This window comes from Micromonospora sp. NPDC047187 (assembly GCF_040643355.1).
Classification (GTDB): domain Bacteria; phylum Actinomycetota; class Actinomycetes; order Mycobacteriales; family Micromonosporaceae; genus Micromonospora; species Micromonospora salmantinae.
Genome location: NZ_JBEYUF010000017.1, coordinates 1 through 25,669, shown reverse-complemented (window position 1 = coordinate 25,669; position 25,669 = coordinate 1). Strand labels below are relative to the sequence as shown.

The window sequence follows — 25,669 nt, the reverse complement described above, 5'->3', positions numbered from 1 at the left end:
ACGGCCTCACTTCCCGGTCGGGCCGCCCGCGAGTTCGGCGACCACGTCGAGGTGACCCAGGTGGCGGGCGTACTCCTGCACCAGGTGGAACAGCACCCGCTCCAGCGACGCCGGGTCCGCGCCTCTCCAGCGCGGGCCCGGCGTGCCGATCTCGGCCAGGTCGTGCGCCGTCACCACGGCCGTGGTGTGCGCGCCCTGCGCTCGCAGCGCCGCCACCAGATCCGCGCGGGTCTCGTCGGGGGCGACGTACCAGCGGTCGTCGCGGCGATCGCCCCACGGCTCGGCGACGTTCCGGCCCTGGACGCCCCACTCGATCCAGCGCAGCTCGACGTGGCGCAGGTGTGTGAGCAGCTCCAGTGGCGTCCACCCGGACGGCAGCCGGCTGCGCCGCAGCTCGGGCTCGGCCAGCGCCGACACCTTGGCGACCACGGACTCGCGGAAGTAGTCCAGGTAGCGCAGGAAGACCTCGGTGCGGCTGCCGGCCGGGTCGGTGGGCTCGGGGAACGAGGTCATGACCCGGCCGGCAGGTCACGGGCGCGCTGGCGCACCCCGGCCGCGCCGTACGGGTAGTCGCCCACCAGCGGGGCGCTCGCCTCGTCCAGCAGCCGCATCTGCTCGGCGTCGAGGACCAGGTCGGCGGCGGTCAGGTTGTCGTCGAGCTGGTCGCTGGTCCGCGCGCCGAGGATCACCGAGGTGACTGCCGGTCGGGCCGCCAGCCAGGCCAACGACACCGCCGACATGGAAACGCCCCGGTCCCGGGCGACCTGGCGGACCGCGTCGAGCACCCGCCAGGTGCGCTCCTCGGCGTTGCGACCGGCGTACGCCTCGACGCCGCGCTGCGGGTTCTCGCCGAGCCGGGTTGCGCCGGTGGGCGTGCTGTCGCGCTGGTACTTGCCGGTCAGCCATCCGCCGCCCAGCGGTGACCAGGGCAGGATGCCGATGCCCTCGTTCTCGCAGACCGGCACCAACTCGAACTCGATCTCCCGGGCCAGCAGGTTGTACTGCGGTTGCAGGGTCACGATCGGGGTGAGGTTGAGGTGCTGGGTGAGCAGGGCGGCTTTCTGCAACTGCCAGCCGGTGAAGTTGCTGACGCCCGCGTAGCGGATCTTGCCGGCGCCGACCGCGTCGTCGAAGAACCGCAGCGTCTCCGGCAGCGGGGTCAGCGGATCCCAGGCGTGCGCCTGGTACAGGTCGACGGCCTCGACGCCGAGTCGGCGCAGGCTGGCGTCCAGGGCGCGGGTGAGGTGCACCCGGGACAGCCCGGCGTCGTTGGTCCCCGGGCCCATCGGGAACCGCCCCTTGGTGGCGATCACCAGGCGGTCGCGCAGGTCGGGTCGGCTGCGCAGCCAGCGCCCGATGATGTCCTCGGAGACACCGGTGGAGTAGACGTCAGCGGTGTCGACGAAGGTGCCGCCGGCCTCGACGAACCGGTCCAGTTGGGCGAAGCTGCCGGCCTCGTCGGTCTCCGCGCCGAAGGTCATCGTGCCCAGACACAGGGTGGACACCACGGTGCCGGTGTTGCCCAGAGTGCGATAGCGCATATCGTCCTTTCGGTCCGAGTGACAAAGCTGATCTTCGCACCCGCCTCGGCCACCCGCATTCGGGACGGTGCCGAACGCCGGTAGGGGCACCCACGAGGCGACGCCGCCGGTCATCATGAGCGGGTGAGCGAGCCCGCGATCGAGATCGACCGACCTCAGCGGCCGACCCAGTCGCCGCCGTCGGGGCGGCCGGCGGAGCCTGGCGTTCGTACCCGTGCCCCGTGGCTGGTGGCCGCCGCGACCACCGTGACGCTCCTGCTTCTCGCCGGCCGTTACGGCTATCACCGCGACGAGCTGTACTTCCTGCTCGCCGGTCGGCACCTCGACTGGGGCTACGTCGATCAGGGGCCCCTGGTCCCGGTGCTGGCCCGGCTGCTCGACACGATCGCCCCGGGCAACCTGGTGGTGCTGCGTACCCCGTCGGCGGTGCTGGCCGGCGGCGCGGTGCTGCTGGTCGCCGCCATCGCCCGGGAGTTGGGCGCCGGCCGGGGCGGGCAACTGTTCGCGGCGGTGCTCGCCGCGCTCTCCGGCATCGTGCTCGCCAGTGGTCACCTGCTCAGCACCACCACCGTCGACCTGCTGGTCTGGTTGGTCGCGGCGTGGTGTGCGGTGCGGTTGCTGCGCACCGGTGACAGCCGCTGGGCGCTGGGTATCGGGCTGGCGCTCGGGGTGGGAATGCTCAGCAAGCTGCTTCCGGCGCTGCTGGCCGTGGGCCTGGTCGCCGGAGTGCTCATCGCCGGGCCGCGTCGGCTGCTGCGCGACCGGTGGGTGCTCGCCGCCGCCGGGATCACCGTGCTGCTGGCCGCGCCGAATCTGATCTGGCAGGCGACCAACGGCTTTCCGCAGCTCGGCGTTGCCGGGTCCATCTCCGACGGCGACAGCTCCTACAGTGGCCGCCTGGAGGCGTTCACCCTCCACTTCGTCATCATCAGCCCGTACGCCGTACCGATCTGGGTCGCCGGCCTCGTCGCGCTGCTGCGCCGGCCGGCGTGGCGGGCCTATCGGGCGGTGGGCTGGGCATGGTTGGTGGTGGTCGGCATCGTGCTGATCGCCGGCGGCAAGGGTTACTACGACGCGCCGCTGTTGCTGGTCCTCACCGCCGCCGGGGCGCTGGTCACCGTGGCGTGGGCGTCACGCGGGTCACTCGGGTGGCGTCGCGGGTTGCTCGCGTTGGGCGTGGTGCCGTTCCTGCTGCCCAACGTCGTGCTGCTGCTGCCGGTGCTGCCGGCCGACCGGTTGCCCGGTTTCGTGGTCGACGTCAACTACGACGCCGGCGAGACGATCGGTTGGCCGGAGTTCGCCGACTCTCTCGCGGCCGTCCATCGTGGTTTGCCGCCGCAGGAGCGTGCGCGGGCGGTCGTCCTCACCGGCAACTACGGCGAGGCCGGCGCGGTGGCCCGCTACGGGCCGGCCCGTGGTCTGCCCCGGGCGTACTCCGGGCACAACAGCATGGTCGACTTCGCTCGGCCGCCCGCCGACGCGGACGTGGTCATCGCCGTCGGCTGGGAGCGCCCCGAGCAGCTCACCACCTGGTTCGAGCAGTGCACGCTCGCCGGGCGGGTGGACCAGCGCGTCGAGGTGGACAACGACGAGAACGGCGGCCCGATCCACGTGTGCCGAGGGCTGCGGCGTCCGTGGGCGCAGATCTGGGACACCGAGGTACGCCACACCGGCTGACCGTGCACCACCGGCTTCGCCGGCCAACCAGGTCAGCCGGCCCCGCCGGTCAGCCAGGCCTGGATGCCGACCAGGGCCTCGGGGCCGGAGGTGGCGTCGACGTCGCGGGCGAGATCGGCGATGGTGACCGCGGCGAGCGCCTGGTGCCACGCGTCCTCGGCCGCCCACATGGCGCGGGACACCGGACACGGCGTGGTGCAGGCGTCGGCCGGGGTCGCGAAGGGGCCGCGCTGGCGGATCTCCGTGCAGACGAAGGTCGGGCCGGGCCCGTCGACGGCCCGGACCACGTCGAGCAGGGTGATGCTCTCCGGTGCGCGGGTCAGCACGTAGCCGCCCGACTTGCCCTGCACGGAGTGGATCAGGTTGGCACGGGCGAGCGCCTGGAGCTGTTTGGCGAGGTAGCTGCTCGAGACGTCGTGCAGTTCCGCCAGCTTGGCCGCCGGAACGGGCGTGTGGCTGGTGGTGAGCACCACGCAGCAGTGCAGCGCCCACTCGACCCCGCCGGACATCTTCATGACGTCACCCTAGTCACCCCGCTACTCGGACCCGTTGTGTCCGAGTATAGTTCTCGGACAAGGAAGGTCCGAGTATCGGCTGAACGCCAATAGGTCGGACCACACAGTCACGGGAAGGTGCATGAGCATGAAGATCGCCGTACTGGGCGGGACCGGCCTCATCGGGTCGCAGGTCGTCAAGATCCTGCAGGCCGCGGGGCACGAGGCGGTGCCGCTGTCGCCGTCCACCGGGGTGGACCTGCTCACCGGGCAGGGCCTGTCCGACGGGCTCGCCGGCGCCGAGGTCGTCGTCAACCTCACGAACTCGCCGACCTTCGACGAGGCCTCGCCCGCCTTCTTCCAGACGACCATGGACAACCTGCTGGCCGCAGCCGCTCACGCGGGCGTCGGCCACGCGGTGATCCTCTCCATCGTCGGCGTCGACCAGGTGCCCGACCTGGACTACTACCGCGCCAAGACCCTCCAGGAGGAGATCCTCACGGCCGGTCCCATTCCGTACTCGATCGTCCGCGCCACCCAGTTCTTCGAGTTCGTCGAGTCGATCCTGTCCTGGACGGCCGACGACACCACCGTCCGCCTGCCCAGCACGCCGGTGCAGCCGATGGCCGCCGCCGACGTGGCGCAGGCCGTCGCCGAGGTCAGCATGGGCGCGCCGCTGCAGGGCATCCGCAACGTCGCCGGGCCCGACGTCTTCACCCTCGACGAGCTGGGGCGGATCACGCTTGCCTCCCGCGGTGACCAGCGCACCGTCACCACCGACAACGGCGCCGGCATGTTCGCCGCCATGTCCGGCGATGTCCTCATCGCCGGCGACGACGCCGTCATCGCGCCCACCGCCTACCGGGAGTGGCTCGCGCGCCGGGCCTAAGGTGTCGACCCGATCCGCACGTCGCCGTGGTGGACGATCACGACGGCGGCGTGCGGGTCCCGGCCCGCCACTCGTGCGCCAGGATCGCGAAGACGAGCTGGTCGGCCCACTCCCCCCGGAACAGGTAACTCTCGACATGGCGGGCCTCCTGCCGCATGCCGAGTCTCCCCATCAGCCGGGCCGACGCGGCGTTGCGACAGTGGCACCGGCCGTAGACCCGGTGCAACCCGAACTTGGCAAACCCGCAGTCCAGCACCGCCGTGGCGGCCTCCGTCGCCAACCCGCGACCGCCGTGGTCGGGGTGGAAGACGAACCCGAGTTCGGCGGTACGCTCCAGCCGGCTGCGCCACACCAGCTCCACGATCCCGATCACCCCGGCGTCGGTGACCGCGGCCACCGTGAGGCAGTCGCCCTCCGCGCGCCACGCGTCCTCGCCCGCCATGGCGAGCACCGACAGCCGGGACTGCTCACGGGTACGCGGCTGCGCGCCGAGCATCCAGCGCACGACGTCGGGTCGGCGCTGAAACGCGTACACGTCGTCGAGGTCGTCCATAGTGACCGGACGCAGGGCGAGCCGCGGGGTGCGGATCGGGTAGGTCGGCTGGAACATCACGCGATCGTAGAGACCCGTGCGGAGCGCTCCGGTGCCGGTCGATCGGCGTCCGTGCTCCGGGGCAGCAGCAGCGGGCTCGCGAAGATCACCAGCCCGGCGACCGTGATCGCCGTGCGTGGGCTGGTGGCCTGCGCGAGCAGCCCACCGAGCGCGCTGAGGATGGCGATGGCCGCGCTGCTGCCGATCGACCAGGCAGAGAGGGTACGGACGATGCGATCCTTCGGAGTCTGTTCCAGGCGGTAGGTGGCGAGCACCGGGTTGTACAGGCTCATGCTGATGATGATCGCGAACTCGACGGCGATCACCGTGGCGAGACCGACCACGCCGGGCTGGACGAAGGCGAGGCCGATCAGCCAGATCGCGCGCAGCGTGCCCACGGTGCGGATGATCCGGTGTTGGCCGTGACGTGCCACCACCCGACGGGCCAGGCGTGACCCGATGAGCCCGCCGACGCAGGGCACGGCGAAGGCGAGGCCGTACTGCCACGGCGCAAAGCCCAGTTCGCCGAGCAGGAGCACGGCCAACAGCGGCTCGGTGGCCATGATCAGCCCGGCGACGAGCAACTGGTTGAGGTAGAGCACCCGCAGGCCGGGGTGAGTCAGCAGGTGCCGCCAGCCGTCGAGCAGCTCACCGGCCCGGATCCGGCCTGCGCCGGTGCGCCGAGGGTGGTCTTCGGGGCCGCGAATGGCGGTGAGGCCCAGCGCGGAGAGCAGGTAGCTGAGCGCATCGGCCACGACGGTGACGACCGGCCCGAAGAGTCCCACCGCGGCGCCGCCCAGCGGCGGCCCGAGCGCGATCGAACTCCAGGTCGTCGACTCGAACCGCGCGTTCGCCACCAGCAGGTCGTCCGGCCGCACGAGGGCCTTGAGGAAGGCGCCGCTGGCCGCGTTGAAAGCGATCTTGGCGGTGGCGAGCACGGCCGAGACGACAAGCAACTGCCCGAAGCTGAGCCGGCCCAGCGCGTACGCGACGGGGATCGTCAGCAGGACCGCGAACCGGGCCAGGTCCGCCGCGATCATCACCCGCCGCTTGCGGTGGAACTCCACCCACGGCCCGAGCGGCAACGCGATCAGCGCGCCCACGGCCGGCCCCAGCGCGGCCAGCACGGACACCTGGGCGGGGCTGGCCTGCAACACCAGCACGGCGATCAAGGGCAACGCCCCGAAACCCAGCCCGGAGCCGTAGGCGCTGACTGCGTACGACGCCCACAACCAGCCGAACCGCCGCCCCAGGGGTTGCCTCGTGGACAAACCCGCACCTCCCACCTTCACAACTCGTCGTTGATCGGCGCGATCAAAGCAAGTCCAGTGACCACGGATCAAACAACTGCGTGGACGGCGCGCCACAACCAGAGGTTGTGTCAGTAGGGTTTGCCGGGTGAACCTCGACGCCGTCCGCACCTTCGTCGCCGCCGTCGACGCCGGCCAGTTCCAGGACGCCGCCGCCACGCTGTCGATCACCCAGCAGGCCGTCTCCAAGCGCATCGCCGCACTGGAGAAGGACCTCGGGGTACGGCTGTTCACCCGCACCGCGCGCGGCACCCACCTCACCGTCGACGGTCAGACCTTCCTGCCGCACGCCCGTGAACTGCTGCGGGCCGAGGCGCGCGCCGACGCCTCCGTACGCCCCGGCCGACGTGCGCTGCGCGTCGACGTGCACAGCCGACGGATCGCACCGGCGGTGCTGTTGCAGGACTTCCACCGCGCGCATCCCCGCATCGAGCTGGACGTCGTCACCCTCGACGCCGACGTCCACGCCGCGATGGCCGCCGTCGAGGCGGGGACTGTCGACGCCACCTTCCACGCCGTCACCGTCGCCGCGCGTCACCTGCCCGCCGCGATCAGGACCACGCGCGTGATCGACGAGCACCACGAACTGCTCGTCGGCCCCCGCCACGCGCTCGCCAACGCCCGCACCGTCACGCCCGCACAACTCGCCGAGCACCGCATCTGGATGCCCGGCATGGCCCCCGGGACCGAATGGGCCGACTACTACGACGAACTCGCCGCCGCGTTCGGCCTCACCATCGACCTGGTCGGGCCGGTCTTCGGCAACGAGGCGCTGCTGGCCGAGATCGCCGACTCCGCGGAGCTGGCGACCCTCGCCGGCGTTCGCACCCGGTACCTGTGGCCGGACAGCTACGACCTGCGCCGCGTACCGGTGCGCGACCCGGCGCCCATCTACCCCATGTCACTCATCTGGCGCGACGACAACCCGCATCCGGCGCTTCGCGCCCTGCGCGACTACCTCGAATCCCGACGAGCACAGGCGCCCGACATCGAGATCTGGCTGCCGCCCTGGGGTCAGTGATCGGCGCAGCTCGATAGTGCGTCGCGGCCGTTGACTTCCGCCACCCTCCCCTGTCAGACTTGCCTGACAGGGGGCGTCAGAGAAATCCGACACTCCCGCTGAGAAGGGAAAACCAGGATGAGCGGCACCTCGCCAACCGGTGATGAACTCGTGTCGCTGCTGGCCGCACTGGCCAGCCCACACCGGCTGCGAATCCTGGCCGCCGTGGCCCGGCAGCGGACCTACGTCAGCGAGTTGGCGCGGCAGCTGCAGATGAACCGGCCGCTGCTCTACATGCACCTACAGAAATTGGAAGCGGCCGGCCTGGTGACCGGCGAGCTGGTGACGGCACCTGACGGCAGCTCGGTGAAGTACGTCCAGGCGGTGCCGTTCACGGTGGCCCTGGACTTGGACGCGATCGCGCTGGCGGCCCAGAACCTGACCGGCTCGGGGCCGGGCGCAGAACAGGAGAAGTGAGCAATGACCCATCAGGTGGCGTTGGACATTGCGCAGACCACGACCATCGCCTCGGCGGTGGTCGTGACAGCGATGATCGTGGTCGCCGGTCTCGTCGGGATCGGCATCTATCGCGCCCGCTACTCGGCGGCCCGGGAGGAGGGCTACCGAGTGCTGGCCGAGCGCAGTGCCAGCAGCGCCCAGGCCACGGCGGACGAGATCAAGGGCGTGCGAGACGAGCTCGGTGAGGTTCGGCAGCGTCTGGCCGCGCTCGAGAAGCTGTTGAGTCAGATCGGCTGACGGCCCACCGACGGGGAGGACGCGCCACATGAGCACCTGGCTGACGCACATCCGACGGCTCATCGCCGTGGCCGGCTGCCTGATGCTGACGGCCACGCTGGCCGTCCCGGTCGCGGCCGTTCCCGCGGCTGTCGACGGCCTCGCCGCCGGCGAACGCTACCTGCGCACGTACCTGGAGCAAACCAGGGCACCCGGCCTGGCGTACGCGGTCATCCGTGGCGACGAGGTCCTCCAGCGCGGCGCCTGGGGCGTCGACGGTGACGGCCGACCGATCACCACGCAGACCCCGTTCCTGCTCGGGTCAACAAGCAAGTCGTTCACCGCACTGGCGGTGTCGCAACTGGTCGAGGCCGGCCGGGTCGACCTCGACACCACCGCGTCCACGTACCTCCCGTGGCTGCGGCTGGGCGGCGCGGACACCGCCCGGACGGTCACCGTCCGCCAACTGCTCACCCACACCAGCGGCCTGCCGCAGGTGTGGAGCACCGACCTGACCGACCGCTACGACAACCGCCCCGGCGCCCTGGCCCGATCCGTACGGGACCTGGCCAGCATTCAGCCCACCGCCCCCGTCGGACAGACCTATCAGTACAGCGACGCCAACTTCATGATCCTCGGCGCGCTCGTCGAGAACGTCACCGGCGACACCTTCGGCGGCTACCTACGTCGTCACGTGCTGGACCCACTACAGATGACGCACTCCGCGGCCACTGCCGACGAAGCCCGCGCCGTCGGCATCCCGGTCGGGCACCGGTACTACTTCGGCCGGCCGCAGCGCTTCTCGGCACCGTTCGACACCGCCGGAGTGCCCTACGGTTTCCTCGCCGCCAGTCTCGACGACCTGTCCCACTACGCCATCGCGCAGCTCAGCGGCGGCCGCTACGGCGGCGCGCGGATCCTCGAAGCGCAGAGTGTGCGACAGCTGCAGACCGGCACCGTGACCACCGGTCACGGCACCTACGGGTTCGGTTGGAGGAACAGCACCCTGGACGGCGTCGGCACCCGCATCGTCTGGCACGCCGGCGCCACCCCGGACTTCTTCACCCACATCGTGCTGGCACCCGACTCGAACCTCGCCGTGATCATCATGACCAACGTCTACGCCCCGCACATGGACCCGCTGCTCAGCGCCGGGGCGTTCAACCTCGCTCGCATCCTGCACGGCGGCACACCCGCGACCGCCACCGAAGACCCGACGCATGCCTGGGCGCTGTTCGGCCTCTTCGGGGTCGCCGCGGTGCTGCTCACCCTCCTGGCCTGCTCCTGGGTCCGCGTCCTCCGCAGGCGGCGGCACGGTTCCACCCAGTCGGTCCCTTCCCGCGGCCGAACGATCGTCGCGACCATCGCCTGGGTCGGTGCCTGCGCCGCGGTCGCGGCCGGCGTCGCCTGGCAGGTGCCGGCCCTCTGGAACGGCACCGGGCTGGCCAAACTCCAGTTGTGGGCACCAGACGTCGGTCACGCCATTCGCGTCGTGGTCGTCCTGGCGGCCGCACTCGCGCTGACCCGGCTGGGCCTGGGCGTGCACGCCATCGTCACCGCCGGCCCATCAGGTGCTGATAGGTCTCGGCCCGTAGCGACACAAAGCCCTCACTCTGGGGCTTAGGGCTCCCCTGATCGCCTACACCGCTGCGCAGGGTTGAGACGTCGTGGTTGGGCGGGAAGGTCTCGTACTCCGGGACGCCGTAACGCCGCAGCTCTCATGGTGGAGTCGAACGACGTCACTCCTGCGCTCCTCAGCCGGGTCGGGGTTTCGGTCGATGCGCTGCGCTTACCCGAGATGCTCACCGATGTCTCGGCGTGTTGACACGCGTTCATCCGGCACTACATTTAACGTTTTGGTTAAGTGATGTGGGAGGCTCTGGTGTCTGGCAGCGACCAACTCAGTGCGGTGTTCTCGGCGCTCGCCGACCCGACTCGACGGGCGATCCTCGCCGAGCTGGCCGACCGCGACGCCACGGTCACCGAGCTCACCGCCCCCTTCACCATCTCGATGCCGGCGGTGTCACGGCACCTGAAGGCGCTCGAACGCGCCGGGCTCATCTCACGGACCCGGTCGGGGAAGTTGCGGATGAGTCGCATCGAGGCCGCCCCGCTGCGCGAAGCGGCCGAGTGGATCGAGCGCTACCGGCGGTTCTGGGACACGTCCCTCACCCGCCTCGACGCTCACCTCGCGGCCGTCCAGGCCGCCGGTCGCCCAACGGACGGCTCGGCGATTCCCGACAGCGAATCCCCGGGCAAGGCTCACGACAAGGAGAATTGATGGACAGCGACAAACCGCAAATCGTCATCTCACGCGTAGTGGACGCGCCACGCGAGCTGGTCTACCGGGCTTTCACCGAACCGGACCACCTGGCCGCATGGTGGGGGCCGATCGGCAACTCGCTGCCCCGCGAGGAGATGGACTTCGACGTTCGGCCTGGCGGCCACCAGCGGTGGACCGAGGTCTTCCCGACCCAACCCGGCCTTCGAGTCGCCGTCCACGTCGACCTCACCGACGTCGTGGACGGTGAACTGCTCGACGGCGTCGCGCACGTCACCGGGCAGCTGCCGGAGGGCATTGAGCCGCACGAGACAAGGATGCGGGTCGAGTTCTACGACGAGGTCGATGGACGGACGCGCCTCGAGATCCGTCAGTGGCTCCCGGGGCGGGTGGTTGGCCCCGCCGACCAGGGTTGGAACGAGGCCTTCTCCAAACTGGACGCCACACTGCGGAACCGCCTCCCCGTCGCAGTCGACGTCGAGGTGTAACGCCATGGCCAAGCTGATCTACGTGACCAACGTGTCCCTCGACGGTTACATCGAGGACGAACACGGCAGGTTCGACTGGACCCCACCCGACGACGAGTACCTCGCGTTCATCACCGACCTGGTTCGGCCCATCGGTACCTACCTCTACGGCCGGCGCCTGTACGAGTCGATGTCGCTCTGGGAAACCGAACCCACCCTGGCCGAGCAGTCGAAGCTCACTGCCGACTTCGCCGACGTCTGGCAGACAGCGGACAAGGTCGCCTACTCCACCACGTTGGACGCGACCTCGACCGCCAGGACCCGGCTCGAAAGGAGCTTCGACCCCGCCTCGGTACGCGCCATGAAAGCCTCGGCCACCAGTGACCTCACCATCGGGGGCGCACACCTCGCGGCGCAGGCATTCCAGGCTGGACTGATCGACGAGTGTCACCTGCTGATCCATCCCATCCTCACCGGCGGGGGTAAGCCCGGGCTGCCCAGCGGCACCCGCATCGGCCTGGAGCTACTGAGCAGTCGCCGATTCAGTAGCGGTGTGGCGTCCCTGCACTACCGCATTCGTACCTGAGACGGTCGTCGGCGTCACCGACCCGGACGTGTGTCGGTGACGCCGACGGGGCGCCGCCCAGCTCGCTCTGTGCGATCCTTTGCAGCTCCGTCAGTCTCCATGCCAGTGCAGCGTCAGACCAGGCTCGTTACGCCACCGCGCCAGCAACGCCATCAGCGCTGCCACCAGCCCACGCTCCGCGTCGTTACCCGCCACCGCCCTCAGACGGTCGACGTCGGCATCGAGCTGCGACAGATCCTCACGAGCGAGTACGCCATCGGACCACGGGTCGAGCTGACCCATGATTGGAAGTCGGTTGCCGCCGGCCGCATTCAGCAACGACAGCAGCACCTCCACCGACACGTCGAGCAGCAAACCGCGCTCCCGCGCCGTGGCCCACTCTTCGGCATCGGCGCGATAGCGCTCCCGCCGCTGCGCCCGGGTAGCCCGACGCGGGCTCTTCGAACGCGGCAGCGGAACACGCAGCACCAACAGCAGACCCACCCGGGCGACGCTACGGCAGCTCTGGTGTGGACAGCACGGCCGGCTACCGGCCAGAGCGCGCGGCCACTCGCCGAGCGGGCGCGCCCGCGTGTCAGGCATCAGTCGGCGACGCTGCGTGACGTGGGTACGGTGACACCGTGCTCTCGACCGTGAAGGGTCTGTCTCGCTACCACACCGAGGAGTCGCTGCGCGCCCACCTGCTGGAGCGCTCACACCGCACCGAGGACGGCTGCCTGATCATCGAAGGCTATGGGCGGCTACGCGGAGTGCACCAGAAGGTCGCCGGTCGCGCGTGGGCGCACATCGCCGCGTACGTTGTCCTCGTCGGCGGGTACGACCCGGCCCTCGACGTCGACCAGACCTGCGGCGCCGCCGACTGTATCGAGCCGACCCATCTGCGCCAGGTCAGCCGGACCGAGGCCTGCCGCAACCGAACCCAGGCGGCACAGTGCCGCAACGGCCACGACCGTGAACTCGACCCGACCACCGGCCGGTACCGTCGGGTCTGTCGGACGTGCAACCGGGAGGCTCAGCGCCGCTGGCGTGAACGCGAGGCCGCCGAGGTAGCCCAGGCCCGCGCCGCGTACGGCCGCTCGTAGTGATTGCTCTGGGTTGACCAGTTTCCCCGCGACCGCCCGCCGGGTGCGTGACGAGAGCCTCAGCCCTCGACGGCGCCGGACGCATCTACGGGACTGCCTCTACCACTTCGCGCCGTACGGCTTCCACGCCACCTGGCATCACCTGGCGACCCGTCAGCGCATCCCCGGTGACATTGAGGTCGATCCCCCGTCGCTGGTCCGGGCCCTCGGTGAACTCGAGGTTGCCCGCGCTCTGGTGCTGGCAAGGGCTGTCGCGTTCGCGGCCCAGCGGCGTCTGCAGAAGCAGGAGGGCAGACGAATTCCCGCAACGCCGCATCCGTGGGACTCGTGGGGGTGCCACGACATCGCCTACTGCCCCGATCCGCAGAAGCATCCCACCGAGCAGCTCTCCATCGTGGTGAAACGGGTCCTCGATGCGTACGACGCGGGGGTCGACCCGGCCGGACGTTGCCTGGCCTGCGGCGACGAGGACCGCCGCCCACTGCGGGCCTGCCGCAACTGCGGCGTCCTACCTGGCGGGCGTGGCAACCCGGTCTGAAGCATCAGGAGCAGGGGCGGTTGCCGCGGTGGGCGCCCACAACCCGGTGACCAGCAAGTGCTTCGGCTCGCTTACCTGACCACCACACCATTCTCATTCGTTACGCAGCATAACTGTCATTATGATGCATGAGCGCTACGTACCTTTTGTCCAAGTAATTAGCGGATTATCGTTAATACCAATCTATTAATCGGTTCAGCTGGGCCTCGCTCCTCCCGGCGGCAGCCGGGCTCACGAACACGGTGGCTTTGCGTCCCGCACGCGCTGAGGATGTGGCCATGGATGACCACAGCGCGAACGCGGTCGGCGAGCAGGAGGAAGCGCTACCCGGGGGCAACATGGGGGGCGCAACACGTGTCGGTGCCACCGTTCGGCGCGGTGCCGGGGCTTGGAGCCCGACGATTCAACGCCTGCTACGACATCTGCGTGAGCACGGCGTCACCTGGGCTCCGCAGCCACTCGGAACCGATGAGCACGGACGCGACAGCGTCTCGTACCTGCCGGGCATCGTGCCGCAGTACCCGTTGCCGGACTGGATCTGGAGCGACGCCGTCCTCACCGATGCCGGTGTCTACCTCGGACAACTTCACCAGGCCAGCGCCAGCTTCGACGCCGTCGGTGGAGTGTGGCAGTTCCCGGTGCGGCAGCCAGCTGAGGTCATCTGTCACAACGACTTCGCGCCGTACAACATGGTCTTCACCGACCGGCGGCTCACCGGAGTCATCGACTGGGACACGGCCTCGCCCGGTCCCCGGTCGTGGGACCTGGCCTACCTTGCCTACCGGCTGGTGCCGCTGGCCCATCCCGACAACGGCGACGCAATCGGCAGTGACCTGGGCGAACGGGCACGTCGGCTGCGCGTGCTCTGCGATGCCTACGGCTCGGAGCAAGACCCTGCTCACGTCCTCCAGGTCGCAGTCCATCGACTACACGACCTCGCCGTCTTCACCGAGGCCCGGGCTGATCAGGGACAGGAGAACATTCGCGGTCACGTCGGGCTCTACCGACGCGACGCGAGGTGGATCACCGCGCACGCCGATCAGTTGGGCCGGGATGTCACCTAGATTCGCGAGATCCTGCGCATGAGTGGCTGCACTGCGGCGGAGTCGGCGCTGAGGAACATCGACTATGCCTTGCCGGGCTGGCGGCGAAGTGCAACTGGGTTCAGGTGTTGGCGGGGCTGGCCTCGCGGACGGGTTGGAAAAGTTCGATGAGGTTGCCGGCGGGGTCGGCGAGCAGGATCTGACGGCCGCCGGGCCCGGAGACCAGCTCGCTGCGGAACGCCAGGCCGGCGTCGCGGAGCCGGTCGATCTCGGTGTCCAGGTCGTCGACGATGAGGTGGATGCGGTTGCGGCCGGGGCTGGTGGCGTCGTTCGGTGTGGCGCGGGCACCGGAGCTGGCGGGTCCGGACAGCAGCAGTCGTAGCGGGCCGCGGACCACGTCGGCGAAGGCGGGGGCCGCGCTGGTCTTGAGGTGAAAACCGAGGTGGGCCGTGTAGAAGTCGACGGCGGCGTGAACATCGTCGACGAGGTAGCGGACGCTGACGTATTGCTCGGGTGTGCTCACGGTTTGGTCTCCTGAGGATCGGTGGCAAGGACGGGCAGCAGATGCCGCACGCGGGTGTCGATGTCGGCAGCAACCTGCAGGAAGGCGGGGTAGTCGTCCCGGGCGCCGGCTGCGGCGGGGTCGGGGATGCTCCAGTGCAGCTGGCCGGCCGGGTTACCGAAGTCGGGGCAGACTTCTCGGGCCTTGTCGCACAGGGTGATCACGTAGTCGAAGCGGCGGCCGGCGAGTGTGTCGAGGTGCCGAGGGTGCCTGCGCGCGACGTCGACGCCGAAGTGGTCGCGCAGAGCCCGCACGGCATGGGGGTGTAGCTGCGGTCGGGGGCGGGTTCCTGCGCTGGTCACCTGTACGTCGCTGGCGGTGCGACGTCGGAGCTGGGCTTCGGCGATGGGGGAACGTGCGCTGTTGCCCGTGCACACGAACAGCACGGTCCGCGGCGGGTGGACCGGCGGGGCCGGTGGAGTGCTGCCCAACTGCAGGGCGGGGTGCAGAGCGGCGCCGGTGCCTGCCAGCGCGTGGGTGCAGCTGTCGAGGTCGAGGTGGTAGTAGCTGTCGCGACCGTCGAAACTGCTGCGGGTAGCGGTGACCAGGCCGCCGTCGCGCAGCAGCCGTAGGTGGTAGGAGACAAGATTCTGCGGCTGGGCCACGAGGCTGACCAGTTCGCGGACCCGCAGGTCACTGCGGGCGAGTGCGGTCAGCAGTTGCCAGCGCAGCGGGTGTGCGGCCAGCCGGACGAACGGCGGCGCAGTGTGGCTCGGCGGCGCAGTGTGACTCGGTGGCACCATGACCACGAAGATACATCAAACCGGCTTGATCGGTTTGGGGCGAGCGGGATTGTGGCCACGGTCGAGTTCATCGACGCCCGAGTCGACCTCCGCCCGGCGCGGCTGCTCGGAGTGGGCTGGCTGGTGGCCGCCGTCGATGGGACGCGCTCCGCATGCGGATCACGGTGGTGTTGACCGATCCGGTGGTCAAGATCTTGGGTCGGCTCCGGGCCCGGGCAACAGATCGATGTCCGTAGCCCGCATGGGCTGTTCGCACTCCGAGCACCGTAGTTCCACGTGACTGATCTTGCCGCAGGCGTGGTGGCGGTAGAGCACCGGCGGGCCGGTCTCGCCCGCCGTCCACCGGTCACCCCACCGCACCATGACAAGCAGCAGATCACATAGCTCCTGCCCCTTGTCGGTGAGCAGGTATTCGTGCCGGACCGGTCGGGCGGAATACTCACGCCGGGCCAGGACGCCCTGTTCGACCAGCCAGTTCAGCCGCTCGGCGAGCACCTTGCGGGACATGCCGAGTCCGCGCTGGAGTTGTTCGAAGCGGTGCGTGCCGCCGTAGACGTCCCGCAAGATCAGCGGAGACCACGGCTCACCGATGACGTCGAGGGTGCGGGCGATCGAGCATGCCATGGCGCCGAACTGCGTTCGCTGCATGACGCCACGATACGCAAGATGGTTCCTTCAAGGAACTGACTCTGTTAGCGTCACACCAGCCCGTCTCTTTAAGGAACGGAGTTGTCTATGCCCCCTCCACACGCGTCTGGAAGCCGAAAGAGGCCCGCATGAACCATCCGCCGATCGTCCCGACCGGGGACTGGCAAGACGCAGTGAACACCGTGCGCGTCCACGAAAAGGCACTCACCCGCCAGCTCGACGCAGTGGCCGCGGCGCGTCGCCGGCTGCCGATGACGCCGGTCGAGCAGGACTACGTGTTCGACGGCCCGTCCGGGCCTGCCAGTCTGAGCGACTTGTTCCAAGGCCGCCGCCAGCTCATCGTGTACACCTTCATGTGGCACGGCGTCGACGCTGTGTGCTCCGGCTGCTCGATGTTCACCGACAACGTCGGACACCTGGCCCACCTCAACGCCCGCGACGTCACCCTGGCGTTGACGTCCCATGGCCCACTGGACGACCTGCTGGCGCTGCGGAGGCGAATGGGTTGGACCCTGCCCTGGTACTCGTCGCTGAACAACAGCTTCAACGCCGACATGGGAACCGGCGACGGATTCGCGCTGAACGTCTTCCTCCGCGCGGACGACCGGATCTTCCGCACCTACACCACCACCGCCCGGGGCGTGGAACGGCTCGGCAGTAACTGGACCTTCCTCGACCTGACGCCATACGGCCGACAGGAGACCTGGGAGGACTCGCCGGAAGGCTGGCCGCAGACCCAGCCCTACCAGTGGTGGCGGCTGCACGACGAGTACGACACGACAAAGGATCCGTCGTGACAGTCGACGCGCCGGTCGCTGAGCTCCTCTTCCGCCAGGAAGACGCAACACCCTTCAACACCGATGTGGCGACACTCAAGCCCTGGCGCCAGGCGTTGGCCTGTCTGGAGTCGGCGCACAAGTGTTGGCTGTCCACTGTGGGGCAGGACGGCCGTCCACATGCCGCGCCGGTGATGGTGGTGCTCGTGGATGGGGTGCCGCGCTTTGCGAGCCGCCCGAGCTCCCGCAAGAGCCGAAACCTGGCCCGCAACCCCCGTGCTGTCATCACAGTGAGCAGCGAGGACCTCGACCTGGTGGTGAGCGGTGACGCTCACCAGGTGTCGGGCGGCACCGCGCTGCGCCGGGTGGCCGCCGCCTTCGCAACGAAGTACGGCTGGACGTTCGCCATCAGGGACGGACGAGTCCATGACGAGAGTCTGCCGGGATCGCCCGAGTATGCCTTCTACGAGGTCTCCCCCGTCCGGGCTTTCGGCTACGGCCCGGACGGGTTGACCGCGACCCGTTGGCGGTTCAACCGCACCTGAGTGACCGGGCTCGGGGCGACGCCCCGAGCCCGTCCGCCGCTGGTTGGTCTGGGCCGCACTCCTCAACCTCGATGTCGAGGCCGCTGGCCTGAGATCAGTGGGCGGGCTTGCCGAACCAGCGGGCGAGGTGGTAGTCCAGGTCCTGCTGGTCGTCGCCGATCCACGCCACGTGGCCGTCGGGGCGGAGCAGGAGGCATGGAACCTCCAGTGCCGCAGTCGACTCCGCGAGGTGATCGACCCGGTCTGACCAGCCGCCAACGGTGAGGCGTTCGGTGCGGTCCAGCAGCACACCGCGGCCGCGGTGCAGCAGACCGTAGAGGTGGCCCTGTTTGATGTCCATGTCGGGCAGACGGCGACCGAGCAGGTCGGGGCCGGCGCCGAAGTCGTAGCGGATACCGATCGCGGTGATCTTCTCCAGCAGGTGGAGGTTCACCTCGTCGAAGTCCATCAACTCGGTGAACAACCTGCGCACCGCCTGTGCGCCCGGTTCGGTGGACAGCAGCTCCGTCTGGGCTCGGGTGTTGTCCAGCACCGCCTCGGCGACCGGACGGCGTTCGGCCTGGTAGGTGTCCAGCAGTGCCTCCGGCGCCCAGCCGCGGATCCGCGCGGCCAGTTTCCAGCCGAGGTTGAATGCGTCCTGGACGCCCAGGTTGAGGCCCTGCCCGCCGATGGGCGGATGGATGTGCGCCGCGTCGCCGGCCAGCAGCACCCGCCCGACCCGATACCTGTCGGCCAGCCGGGTGGCATCGCCGAAGCGGGACAACCAGCGCGGGGAGTGCACGCCGAAGTCGGTCCCGGCGATGGCGCGCAACTGGTGTGTGAAGTCGTCGAGGGTGGGCGGTTCGGCGCGGTCGCTGACCCCGGCGGCGGGGACCAGGACGCTGTAGACCCCAACGCCTGCCGGTCGGAGCCAGAACCGCTGATGGGTCTCGCGGATCTCGGCGACCTTGGCGGCGATCTCCTCCTGCGGAACGCCCACTTCCATCTCGCCCATCAGGCACTCGGTCCGTGCCGGCTCACCGGGAAAGCCGACGCCGAGCAGTTTGCGCACCGTGCTGCGCCCGCCGTCGCAGCCGACGAGGTAGCGCGAGCGCAGCTGTTCCCCGTCGGCCAGATCGACTGTCACACCCTCGTCGTCCTGCTCGAAACCGGCGACCGCCCGACCGCGCCGGACCTGCGCGCCCAGTTCGATGGCGCGCTCTTCGAGCAGACGTTCGATGACCGGCTGCGGGATACCCAACAGATAGGCGTACCGGGAATCCAGGCCCGTGGGCGCGGGCTTGGGGATGGCGGCGAAGAAGGCGCTGGCCGGACGCTTCCGCCCGTGCGGGAGGATGCGGTCCAGCAGCCCGCGCATCGCCATCAGCTCGAGACTGCGGATGTGCAGGCCGACGATGCGGACGGCCGACGCCGGCTCGGTTTCCTGCTCCACGATGAGGACCCGTACGTCGTGCAGCCGCAGTTCGGCGGCGAGCATCGCGCCGGTCGGCCCGCATCCGGCAATGATCACGTCGTACGTGCGGGGCGTGCCATCGGTCGACGGCGGGTCGGCGGTGAATTGCTGAGGGTGCATAGGTGTTGCCTTTCGGGAGTGCCGTGTTGGCAGGGCGCTCCCGGCGACACCTACGTCAATCGCCCGACCGTGACGGCAAGGGGGAGCACCCACATCGCTACAACGTTCATGGGTCTCACCTCCTCGGGCGGTGTCGCGGTCAACTGCAAGCTATATCCCCAGTGTGATCCCGTCGAGTTGTTTCCTCGCCAGGTGATCACGGCGTCGGGTGGTTCAGCGACCGGTGGAGCCACTCGGCCATCAGCGCGCGTTCGGCGTCGGTGAGCCCCGGGAGGTCGGGCAGCACCGTCGCGAAGGTCACGGCGACCGCGTTCGCGGTGGTGTCGGGTGTTACCGGAGTTGTCGCCAGGATGCTGGTGAGCACGGCATCGAGCATGGCCTCACTCAGGTCGAGGTCGCGCTGGTCGGCGGGCATTCCCAGCAGCGTGAGGATGGTTCCGTTTCCCGCAGAGTGGATCATCATTAGCGCGCGCTCCTCGTCGACCCGGAGGAGGCCGGCTGCGGCGAGTCGTCGGACGCGGCGACGTAGCACGTCGAGGCCGGCGATCGTGGCCGGCGAGGGCGCACCGCTCCCCCGGGTGGCGATCAGCGCGTACAGCTCGGGGTTTGTCAGGCCGAACTCCACGTGCGCGCGCCATCCGGCGCGCAGGTCCGCGACGGGGTCGCCCGTCGCGCCGTCCGCTGTGACCGATTTGCCGCTGACGTAGGTGGTCATGACGTGCTCGGCGACGGCGTCGATGAGGCCGTCCTTGTCGCCGAACAGGCGATAGATGGTCGGTGCCTGCACGCCAGCGGCCTGGGCGACGGCGCGCGTCGTCACCGCGTTCGCCCCCTTCTCGCGCAGCAGTTGGGTCGCTGCCGCGACGATGCCCGCGCGGACGTCGTCGCGGGTGTCCTGCGTCGTCACCATGAATCGATGCTAACAGCGCCTTGTTAACGACGAAATATCAGTGCTAACGTCAGCGGCGTAACACCGATAACAAGGGAGTGTTCAGCATGATCGTCGTCACCGGTGCCACTGGAAACCTCGGGTCCCAGATCGTCGACCGGCTGCTCGACCGGCTACCGTCCGACGCCGTGGGCGTGAGCGTGCGCGACGTCGACAGGGCCGCCGGCCACGCCGAGCGGGGTGTGCGGGTGCGGGCCGCGGACTTCACCGATCCGGCCACGCTGGGGCACGCCTTCGAGGGTGCCGACAAGGTCCTCATCGTCTCCGCCGCCATCCGCGGCCCCGGCGCGATCGTCGCGAACCGCGCCGCCATCGACGCCGCTCGCGCCGCGGGAGCCAACCGGATCCTCTACACCAGCCACCAGGCCGCCTCCCGGGATTCACTCTTCGCCGCCCAGCCCGCGCATGCCGCCACCGAGGAGCACCTGGCTGGACTGGGGGTTCCCTTCACCGCCCTGCGCAACGGGTTCTACGCGAGCACGCTCAGCTTCTCCATCGGCGCGGCGCTGGAGACCGGGCAACTCGTGGCGCCGGCGGACGGCCCGGTGTCCTGGACCGCGCACGCCGACCTGGCCGAGGCCGCAGCCGTCGCCCTCACCGAGGACGGCGTACTCGACGGGGTCACGGCACCGCTGACCGCCTCGGAGATGCTCGACCTGGAAGCGGTGGCCGCCATCCTCAGTGAGATCACGGGCCGCGCGGTGGAACGGGTCGTCGCGGAGGACGACCAGTGGCGGGCGACCGCCATCGAGCGAGGCATGCCGGCGGCGGCGGCCGACTTCACTCTCGGCATGTACCGCGCGGCGCGAGGAAAGGAGTTCGCCGTGACCGATCCGACGCTGGAGACAGTCATCGGCCACCGCCCGACATCCGTCCGCTCGGTGCTCGAGGCCATCGTCGCCCAGCGCTGACGCGCTCGCGAGCCGATCAGCGCAGCATCGTCCGGGTCATCCGACGGGTCGCGACGTGCATCGCGATCGAGCCGAACGCGAGGAGGTAGACCACCGGGATCAGCAGGTCCCAGCCGAGGTGGCCCAACGCGGGTTCCCTGACCAGTTGGATGCTGTGGTAGAGCGGCAGCACCTGGATCAGGGGCCGCACCGCCTCCGGGTAGACCGACAGGGGATAGAACGTCGTCGCGAACAGGCACATCGGCAGCATGAAGAGCTGGATGTACTGGAAGTCGGGGAGATCGCGCAGGTACGTCGTGACGAGGAGGCCGCCGGCCGCGAACGCGTACGAGATCAGCAGCGAGGCAGGATCGCCTCGTAGGTTTTCTCGACCCGCATCCGGACCATGGCGGCCTAGGCAAATTCGACAGTGGAGTGCAAGATCTGAACGGGGCTATCTAGTTTTTCAGACCCCATCCGGATTTGATCCTCGACCGGGTTGAGGCCCGACCATCGGCGACATGACCGACCACGCGACCGCCGACCCGACCATGACCCGCATCATCGAGGCCGTGCAGCTCGGCCAGAGCGGCGCACCTGCCCGAGCCCGTGAGCTGCTCACCGCGTTGTGGGACGAACTCGGGCCCACCGGTGACGCCCTGCACCGCTGCACCCTGGCGCACTACCTCGCCGACCTGCAGGACACCACCGAGGCGGAGCTGGCCTGGGACGAACGTGCTCTGGCCGCCGTGTCCGATCTGACCGACGAACGCGTCCGGCGGTATCTGTCCTCGCTCCAGGTCCAGGCGTTCCTGCCGTCGCTGTACCTCAACCTGGCCGACTGCCACCGGCGCCTGGGCAACGTCGGCCCGGCCCGGGAACACCTCGCCCGCGCCCGCGAACACCTGGTACGGCTACCGGACGACCCGTACGGCGAGAGCATCCGCGCCGCGGTCCGGGACTTCGTCGAGGACGATCCGACCGACCGCCGGCGGTAGTGGTTGGTCGGGCGGGTCACCGACCCTGGCGAGCGACGCCCGTGCGGTATTCCTGTGGCGAACGTCCGTAGTGGGCACGGAAGAGGCGGCTGAAGTGGGCCTTGTCCGGGAAACCCCAACGGGCGGCGATGACCTGGATCGGCTGCCGCAGCAGCGGGTTGCCGAGATCACGCCGGCACTGCTCCAGGCGCTTGGCCCGGATGAGTTCGGCAACCGTCGTCGACTCCGTCTCGAACAGGCGGTGCAGCGACCGCGGCGAGATGTGGTGGGCGGCGGCGACGCTGCGAGGGCTCAGCTCGTCACTGTCGAGGTGGCGGTCGATGAAATCGACGACCCGGGCCCGCAACGCGGTCTGCCGCGCCTCCGGTGACACTGTGTCCTCGATGTCGAGGTACTGAGCGAGTGCGGCAGTGAGCAGGTCCACCGCCACCCCGCCCAGGATCTCGGCCTGGGCCGGCTCGAACTGCTCCGGGTGCGCCGCGATGGTGCGCAGGTGGTGGACCAACAGCCCGCCGACGCCGAGGTGCGACGGCAAAGGCGTGGCCAGCAGGCGGCGGAGCCGGTCCGGCGCCAGGGGCAGCGCCGCGTGCGGTATCTGCACGGTGATCGTGGTGGCGAGACCGGGGCCGTCCGCGCGGTGCCGGGCGACGTGCCGCCGCGCGGGGTCCAGGAGCGTGAAGTGCTTGCCGGGTTCCAGCGTGGACTCGGTGCGGTCCTGGATCAAGGTGCTGTGACCCGTCAGTGGCAGCGTGAGTTGATACACGTCCCCTTCGGCGCTGCGAACCAGTTTCGCGGGCCGGATCGCCTCCAGGGACGGGTAGCGCAGCGAGGTCATCCGAATGCGACCGAGATCGATGGCCTGGACGTAGGCGACGAAGTTGTCCAGGTGGCCGCTGCTGATGTGCGCCGGCGCCGTCTCCTGGGCGACCAGGGCATACCAGAACGCGAACCGGTCCGCCGGGGGCAACACCGTCGTGTCCACCACGAGGTTGGGCAACACTCTGCTCGCCTCCCCCCATATGCGAGGATGGATTCTTGCATGCCTCGACTTTCTTCACCCATGACGGGATTCCCACGCCCGGTGCTGCCCGGCGGGTTGGCGAGTGTCGGCGGTGACCGGCGCCGACCTGCGGGAGGCAGCCGACGAGATGACCCGGGTGCTGCTGCCACACCGGGAACGCGACTGGTCGGTGCCGGCCGGCTCGCTGAGCTGGAGCTGCTGGACCACCGCGGCACACGTCGCGCACGACCTCCTCGCGTACGCGGGCCAGGTCACCGGCCGCCCGGATGACGGCTATCTGCCGTACGACCTGCGGGTCTCCCCCGACGCGAGCCCGACGCAGGTGCTCACCGTGGTGCGGGCCTGCGCCGGTCTGCTCGCCGCCGCCGTCGACGACGCCCCGCCGGACGCGCGGGCCTGGCACTTCGGTCCGTGCGATCCGGCCGGTTTCGCCGCCATGGGCGTGGCCGAGACCGTGCTGCACACCCATGACCTCACCCTCGGTCTCGGTGTGCCGTGGCAGCCGCCGCAGCGGCTGAGCGCGCTGGTGCTGCGCCGGCTGTTCCCGGACGCCCCGGCCGGGCCGGCACCCGAGGTGCTGCTCTGGATGACCGGCCGCGGTGAGCTGCCCGGCCGGGCCCGGCGCACCTCCTGGAGCTGGCGGGCCGCAGTCGACTGACTCGCACCAGCGTCGAGGGGTGGTGGTCGCCCGGTGGAGCGTCAGGGGTCAGGTTCGCACGGTCGGCGCCGGGAGGTGTCGACAGCGCTGCCCCGGCTACCCGGCGTGCAGCGAGTGCCGGTGGCCGTCGAGCGGAAACGGCGGTCGGGCCGGCAGCACCTCCTGGAACACGAAGCCGCACTTCTGCGCCACCCGGCAGGACGCGACGTTGTCCACCTGGTGCAGCAGGTCGAGACGCGCCACCTCGGGAAACCGGTCGAACGCCCAGCGGCTCAGCGCGAGGACCGCGCGAGGGGCGACGCCGCGGCCGCGCGCCCACGACGCCGTCCAGTAGCCGACCTCCGGGGCCGGGCGCTTCGACGTGACCCCCTGAGCACCACGTTGCCCACCAGCCGGGTGCCGGCGGCCTGCTCCTCGAGGACCGCGAAGGTGTACCGCCGGCCGTCGGCCCAGTCACGCAGCGCGCCGTCCAGCCACCGTCGGGCCTCGGCCGCGGTGGTCACCGCAGCTCTGGTCCAGCGGCGCAGGACCGGATCCCGGTACGCCCGCACCAACTCATCCAGGTCGTCGGCGCACCACTGACGCAGGGCGACACCCGGCGTCGAGGGCGAGTCGGGTGACCGCGATTCGATAAGCATCGGCACAGTCTGCCGTGGCCGTGGCCCGGGGGTCAGCCCCGACGGCGCCACCGCCGCCACCAGCTACGGCGGGGCCGGCGCGCCGGCGGCGGGACGGCCGCCGCTTCGGTGACGGTCGAGGTGATCTCGGGCCGGGCCCGCTCGGCGCGCCAGCGGCGGATCACGTCCTCGGTGTTCACCGGGCGCACCGCTACCCGGGGGCCGTCGTCGGGGAAGCGCAGCCACGCCACGATCTGCGTGTTCAACTGCCCCACGAAGTCGCGGACGGACTGTTCGGTGGGCAGGTCACGGACCTCGTCGGGGACCTGCTCGATGCGTCGGCGCAGTTGCAGCGACGTGGGCAGGAGCAGGTCACTGGGGAGCGCCTCGCGTTCCAGGAAGCTCTTGATCCACCACGCCTCGTCGTACGGCGCCCCCCGACCGGGGATCGGCTTGCCCATGCCGGGCAGGTCGTCGAACTCGCCGCGCTGTACGGCATCCTGGATCTTCGCCTCCACTGACGCTTCCCACGCCTCGGTCACCGTGCGGCACCTCCCTGGCCACCGTAACGCGCCGCCTCCGGCCGGCGACACGCACTTGCCAGGGGTCAGCACGCCCGCGACGGTGAGCATTCCCGCCGACGGCGCCGCCGTCGCGCCGAACGCGAGTGGATCACCTCAGATCGCAGGCCACGGCCTGCCAGGTGGCCCTGGGTTGCGATGTTCCTCCCGATTACGGTCGGTGTGGGGACTACCGAACGGGGGAAGTGTCGTGGTGAGTACTGGTGCACTGCTGGGCATCGCGCTGGTGGCGTTGGGGCTGGTGCTCACGCCCGGCCCGAACATGGTCTACCTGGTGTCCCGCTCGGTGGCGCAGGGCCGCCGGGCCGGGCTGGTCTCGCTGCTCGGGGTGGCCGCCGGCTTCGGCGTCTACCTGGCGGCGGCGGTCGCCGGCCTGGCCACCGTCTTCGTCCTGGTGCCGACGCTGTACGCGGTGGTGAAGCTGGCCGGCGCCGGCTACCTGCTCTGGTTGGCCTGGCGGACGCTGCGTCCGGGTGGGCACTCGCCGTTCAGGCCCGCGCCGCTGCCGCCGGACCCGCCCCGGCGGCTGTTCACCATGGGCCTGGTCACCAACCTGCTGAACCCGAAGATCGCGATTCTCTACGTGTCGCTGCTACCGCAGTTCATCGACCCGGCGCGGGGGCACCTGGCCACGCAGAGCCTGCTGCTCGGTCTGACCCAGATCGTCGTGGCACTGAGCGTGAACGCGCTGATCGTGCTCAGCGCCGGCTCGCTGGCCGGGTTCTTCGCCCGCCGGCCGGTGTGGTTGCGGGTGCAGCGGTGGGTGACCGGGACCGCGCTCGCGGCACTGGCCGTGCGCATCGCCGCCGACCGCTCGCGCGCGGCCGTCGCCACGCCCTGACCCGGGCGGTCAGCGCCCCCGGTGGCGGCCGA

33 protein-coding genes and 1 pseudogene are annotated in these 25,669 nt (G+C 70.0%); 18 read left to right on the top strand and 16 right to left on the bottom strand.

Annotated features, from left to right (window positions below):
* Positions 1 to 6: 6 nt before the first annotated feature.
* A complete protein-coding gene (locus ABZ794_RS23750; RefSeq protein WP_238688957.1) occupies positions 7 to 513 on the bottom strand; it encodes a DUF664 domain-containing protein in 507 nt (168 codons plus the stop codon).
* Positions 510 to 1,541 carry an aldo/keto reductase gene (locus tag ABZ794_RS23745; RefSeq protein ID WP_238688958.1) on the bottom strand — a complete coding sequence of 344 codons (1,032 nt, stop codon included), beginning with the start codon at positions 1,539 to 1,541 and terminating at the stop codon, positions 510 to 512. Before ABZ794_RS23745 ends, ABZ794_RS23750 begins: the two co-directional genes overlap by 4 nt.
* A gap of 123 nt (positions 1,542 to 1,664) precedes the next feature.
* Between ABZ794_RS23745 and ABZ794_RS23740 the strand changes: the two genes are divergently transcribed.
* Positions 1,665 to 3,218: a glycosyltransferase family 39 protein gene (locus ABZ794_RS23740; protein WP_238688959.1), complete on the top strand. Its 1,554-nt coding sequence runs from the start codon at positions 1,665 to 1,667 to the stop codon at positions 3,216 to 3,218.
* Between the two features lie 32 nt (positions 3,219 to 3,250).
* Here ABZ794_RS23740 and ABZ794_RS23735 read toward each other — a convergent pair whose 3' ends face one another.
* Positions 3,251 to 3,733, bottom strand: a complete 483-nt coding sequence (locus ABZ794_RS23735) for an Rrf2 family transcriptional regulator (protein WP_238688960.1) — start codon at positions 3,731 to 3,733, stop codon at positions 3,251 to 3,253.
* A gap of 127 nt (positions 3,734 to 3,860) precedes the next feature.
* On the opposite strand from ABZ794_RS23735, the gene ABZ794_RS23730 reads away from it, so the two are divergent.
* The gene (locus ABZ794_RS23730; RefSeq protein WP_210785611.1) at positions 3,861 to 4,601 is read left to right on the top strand and encodes an SDR family oxidoreductase; all 741 of its coding nucleotides are present in this window, start codon (positions 3,861 to 3,863) and stop codon (positions 4,599 to 4,601) included.
* Positions 4,602 to 4,638: 37 nt separating this feature from the next.
* Here ABZ794_RS23730 and ABZ794_RS23725 read toward each other — a convergent pair whose 3' ends face one another.
* Positions 4,639 to 5,211, bottom strand: a complete 573-nt coding sequence (locus tag ABZ794_RS23725) for a GNAT family N-acetyltransferase (protein ID WP_210785610.1) — start codon at positions 5,209 to 5,211, stop codon at positions 4,639 to 4,641.
* The gene (locus tag ABZ794_RS23720; RefSeq protein WP_238688961.1) at positions 5,211 to 6,464 is read right to left on the bottom strand and encodes an MFS transporter; all 1,254 of its coding nucleotides are present in this window, start codon (positions 6,462 to 6,464) and stop codon (positions 5,211 to 5,213) included. Before ABZ794_RS23720 ends, ABZ794_RS23725 begins: the two co-directional genes overlap by 1 nt.
* Positions 6,465 to 6,591: 127 nt before the next feature.
* Between ABZ794_RS23720 and ABZ794_RS23715 the strand changes: the two genes are divergently transcribed.
* From ABZ794_RS23715 to ABZ794_RS23685, 7 genes are all read left to right on the top strand, one after another.
* Positions 6,592 to 7,524: a LysR family transcriptional regulator gene (locus ABZ794_RS23715; RefSeq protein WP_210785608.1), complete on the top strand. Its 933-nt coding sequence runs from the start codon at positions 6,592 to 6,594 to the stop codon at positions 7,522 to 7,524.
* A 117-nt stretch (positions 7,525 to 7,641) separates the two neighbouring features.
* A complete protein-coding gene (locus tag ABZ794_RS23710; RefSeq protein ID WP_210785607.1) occupies positions 7,642 to 7,980 on the top strand; it encodes a winged helix-turn-helix domain-containing protein in 339 nt (112 codons plus the stop codon).
* Positions 7,981 to 7,983: 3 nt separating this feature from the next.
* On the top strand, positions 7,984 to 8,259 hold the full coding sequence (locus ABZ794_RS23705) for a hypothetical protein (RefSeq protein ID WP_210785606.1): 276 nt from the start codon (positions 7,984 to 7,986) through the stop codon (positions 8,257 to 8,259).
* A gap of 28 nt (positions 8,260 to 8,287) precedes the next feature.
* The gene (locus ABZ794_RS23700) at positions 8,288 to 9,862 is read left to right on the top strand and encodes a serine hydrolase domain-containing protein (RefSeq protein ID WP_210785605.1); all 1,575 of its coding nucleotides are present in this window, start codon (positions 8,288 to 8,290) and stop codon (positions 9,860 to 9,862) included.
* A 258-nt stretch (positions 9,863 to 10,120) separates the two neighbouring features.
* Positions 10,121 to 10,519, top strand: coding sequence for a metalloregulator ArsR/SmtB family transcription factor (locus ABZ794_RS23695; RefSeq protein WP_307850624.1), 399 nt, complete (start codon positions 10,121 to 10,123; stop codon positions 10,517 to 10,519).
* The gene (locus ABZ794_RS23690; RefSeq protein ID WP_210785603.1) at positions 10,519 to 11,007 is read left to right on the top strand and encodes an SRPBCC domain-containing protein; all 489 of its coding nucleotides are present in this window, start codon (positions 10,519 to 10,521) and stop codon (positions 11,005 to 11,007) included. The genes ABZ794_RS23695 and ABZ794_RS23690 overlap by 1 nt, the downstream gene beginning before the upstream one ends.
* 4 nt (positions 11,008 to 11,011) lie before the next feature.
* Positions 11,012 to 11,572, top strand: a complete 561-nt coding sequence (locus ABZ794_RS23685) for a dihydrofolate reductase family protein (protein WP_210785602.1) — start codon at positions 11,012 to 11,014, stop codon at positions 11,570 to 11,572.
* Between the two features lie 90 nt (positions 11,573 to 11,662).
* On the opposite strand, the gene ABZ794_RS23680 is transcribed toward ABZ794_RS23685, so the two are convergent.
* Positions 11,663 to 12,055, bottom strand: a complete 393-nt coding sequence (locus ABZ794_RS23680; RefSeq protein WP_210785601.1) for a hypothetical protein — start codon at positions 12,053 to 12,055, stop codon at positions 11,663 to 11,665.
* Positions 12,056 to 12,192: 137 nt separating this feature from the next.
* Between ABZ794_RS23680 and ABZ794_RS23675 the strand changes: the two genes are divergently transcribed.
* From ABZ794_RS23675 to ABZ794_RS23665, 3 genes are all read left to right on the top strand, one after another.
* Positions 12,193 to 12,654, top strand: coding sequence for an HNH endonuclease (locus tag ABZ794_RS23675; RefSeq protein WP_210785600.1), 462 nt, complete (start codon positions 12,193 to 12,195; stop codon positions 12,652 to 12,654).
* A gap of 43 nt (positions 12,655 to 12,697) precedes the next feature.
* Positions 12,698 to 13,192 carry a hypothetical protein gene (locus tag ABZ794_RS23670; RefSeq protein ID WP_210785599.1) on the top strand — a complete coding sequence of 165 codons (495 nt, stop codon included), beginning with the start codon at positions 12,698 to 12,700 and terminating at the stop codon, positions 13,190 to 13,192.
* A gap of 278 nt (positions 13,193 to 13,470) precedes the next feature.
* A complete protein-coding gene (locus tag ABZ794_RS23665; RefSeq protein WP_210785598.1) occupies positions 13,471 to 14,256 on the top strand; it encodes an aminoglycoside phosphotransferase family protein in 786 nt (261 codons plus the stop codon).
* Between the two features lie 100 nt (positions 14,257 to 14,356).
* Here the strand turns inward: ABZ794_RS23665 and ABZ794_RS23660 are convergent, their stop codons facing one another.
* From ABZ794_RS23660 to ABZ794_RS23650, 3 genes are all read right to left on the bottom strand, one after another.
* Complete coding sequence (locus tag ABZ794_RS23660; protein ID WP_210785597.1) at positions 14,357 to 14,758, bottom strand: VOC family protein; 402 nt, start codon at positions 14,756 to 14,758, stop codon at positions 14,357 to 14,359.
* Complete coding sequence (locus tag ABZ794_RS23655) at positions 14,755 to 15,540, bottom strand: ArsR family transcriptional regulator (protein WP_210785596.1); 786 nt, start codon at positions 15,538 to 15,540, stop codon at positions 14,755 to 14,757. Before ABZ794_RS23655 ends, ABZ794_RS23660 begins: the two co-directional genes overlap by 4 nt.
* Before the next feature lie 186 nt (positions 15,541 to 15,726).
* Positions 15,727 to 16,188, bottom strand: a complete 462-nt coding sequence (locus ABZ794_RS23650) for a helix-turn-helix domain-containing protein (RefSeq protein WP_210785595.1) — start codon at positions 16,186 to 16,188, stop codon at positions 15,727 to 15,729.
* A 128-nt stretch (positions 16,189 to 16,316) separates the two neighbouring features.
* Between ABZ794_RS23650 and ABZ794_RS23645 the strand changes: the two genes are divergently transcribed.
* Together ABZ794_RS23645 and ABZ794_RS23640 are read left to right on the top strand one after the other, a co-directional pair.
* Positions 16,317 to 16,985 (top strand): DUF899 domain-containing protein, encoded by a 669-nt coding sequence (locus ABZ794_RS23645; RefSeq protein ID WP_210785594.1) that lies wholly within the window; start codon positions 16,317 to 16,319, stop codon positions 16,983 to 16,985.
* Positions 16,982 to 17,509, top strand: coding sequence for a pyridoxamine 5'-phosphate oxidase family protein (locus ABZ794_RS23640; protein ID WP_210785593.1), 528 nt, complete (start codon positions 16,982 to 16,984; stop codon positions 17,507 to 17,509). The genes ABZ794_RS23645 and ABZ794_RS23640 overlap by 4 nt, the downstream gene beginning before the upstream one ends.
* A gap of 94 nt (positions 17,510 to 17,603) precedes the next feature.
* Here ABZ794_RS23640 and rox read toward each other — a convergent pair whose 3' ends face one another.
* Together rox and ABZ794_RS23630 are read right to left on the bottom strand one after the other, a co-directional pair.
* On the bottom strand, positions 17,604 to 19,082 hold the full coding sequence (gene rox, locus ABZ794_RS23635; protein ID WP_357517605.1) for a rifampin monooxygenase: 1,479 nt from the start codon (positions 19,080 to 19,082) through the stop codon (positions 17,604 to 17,606).
* 196 nt (positions 19,083 to 19,278) lie between these two features.
* Positions 19,279 to 19,992, bottom strand: coding sequence for a TetR/AcrR family transcriptional regulator (locus ABZ794_RS23630; protein WP_357517603.1), 714 nt, complete (start codon positions 19,990 to 19,992; stop codon positions 19,279 to 19,281).
* Positions 19,993 to 20,078: 86 nt separating this feature from the next.
* Here ABZ794_RS23630 and ABZ794_RS23625 point away from each other — a divergent pair, with 86 nt between their 5' ends.
* Complete coding sequence (locus tag ABZ794_RS23625) at positions 20,079 to 20,942, top strand: NAD(P)H-binding protein (RefSeq protein ID WP_357517601.1); 864 nt, start codon at positions 20,079 to 20,081, stop codon at positions 20,940 to 20,942.
* 16 nt (positions 20,943 to 20,958) lie between these two features.
* Here the strand turns inward: ABZ794_RS23625 and ABZ794_RS23620 are convergent, their stop codons facing one another.
* Positions 20,959 to 21,192, bottom strand: a complete 234-nt coding sequence (locus ABZ794_RS23620; RefSeq protein ID WP_357517599.1) for a hypothetical protein — start codon at positions 21,190 to 21,192, stop codon at positions 20,959 to 20,961.
* A 250-nt stretch (positions 21,193 to 21,442) separates the two neighbouring features.
* On the opposite strand from ABZ794_RS23620, the gene ABZ794_RS23615 reads away from it, so the two are divergent.
* Positions 21,443 to 21,919: a hypothetical protein gene (locus ABZ794_RS23615; RefSeq protein ID WP_238688976.1), complete on the top strand. Its 477-nt coding sequence runs from the start codon at positions 21,443 to 21,445 to the stop codon at positions 21,917 to 21,919.
* Between the two features lie 16 nt (positions 21,920 to 21,935).
* Here the strand turns inward: ABZ794_RS23615 and ABZ794_RS23610 are convergent, their stop codons facing one another.
* On the bottom strand, positions 21,936 to 22,919 hold the full coding sequence (locus tag ABZ794_RS23610; protein ID WP_238688977.1) for a helix-turn-helix domain-containing protein: 984 nt from the start codon (positions 22,917 to 22,919) through the stop codon (positions 21,936 to 21,938).
* A 112-nt stretch (positions 22,920 to 23,031) separates the two neighbouring features.
* Between ABZ794_RS23610 and ABZ794_RS23605 the strand changes: the two genes are divergently transcribed.
* Positions 23,032 to 23,598 carry a maleylpyruvate isomerase N-terminal domain-containing protein gene (locus tag ABZ794_RS23605; RefSeq protein ID WP_357517700.1) on the top strand — a complete coding sequence of 189 codons (567 nt, stop codon included), beginning with the start codon at positions 23,032 to 23,034 and terminating at the stop codon, positions 23,596 to 23,598.
* Between the two features lie 96 nt (positions 23,599 to 23,694).
* Here the strand turns inward: ABZ794_RS23605 and ABZ794_RS23600 are convergent, their stop codons facing one another.
* The 3 genes and pseudogenes from ABZ794_RS23600 to ABZ794_RS23590 all read right to left on the bottom strand — a co-directional run bounded on the left by ABZ794_RS23600 (position 23,695) and on the right by ABZ794_RS23590 (position 24,757).
* Positions 23,695 to 24,051, bottom strand: a complete 357-nt coding sequence (locus ABZ794_RS23600) for a GNAT family protein (RefSeq protein WP_357517698.1) — start codon at positions 24,049 to 24,051, stop codon at positions 23,695 to 23,697.
* Positions 24,045 to 24,236, bottom strand: a pseudogene (locus tag ABZ794_RS23595) (GNAT family N-acetyltransferase); the annotation flags it as partial. The gene ABZ794_RS23600 and the pseudogene ABZ794_RS23595, both read right to left, overlap by 7 nt.
* A 32-nt stretch (positions 24,237 to 24,268) precedes the next feature.
* Positions 24,269 to 24,757 (bottom strand): DUF1992 domain-containing protein, encoded by a 489-nt coding sequence (locus ABZ794_RS23590; RefSeq protein WP_210785585.1) that lies wholly within the window; start codon positions 24,755 to 24,757, stop codon positions 24,269 to 24,271.
* 229 nt (positions 24,758 to 24,986) lie between these two features.
* On the opposite strand from ABZ794_RS23590, the gene ABZ794_RS23585 reads away from it, so the two are divergent.
* The gene (locus ABZ794_RS23585; RefSeq protein ID WP_357517596.1) at positions 24,987 to 25,637 is read left to right on the top strand and encodes a LysE family translocator; all 651 of its coding nucleotides are present in this window, start codon (positions 24,987 to 24,989) and stop codon (positions 25,635 to 25,637) included.
* The last annotated feature ends 32 nt before the right edge of the window (positions 25,638 to 25,669 follow it).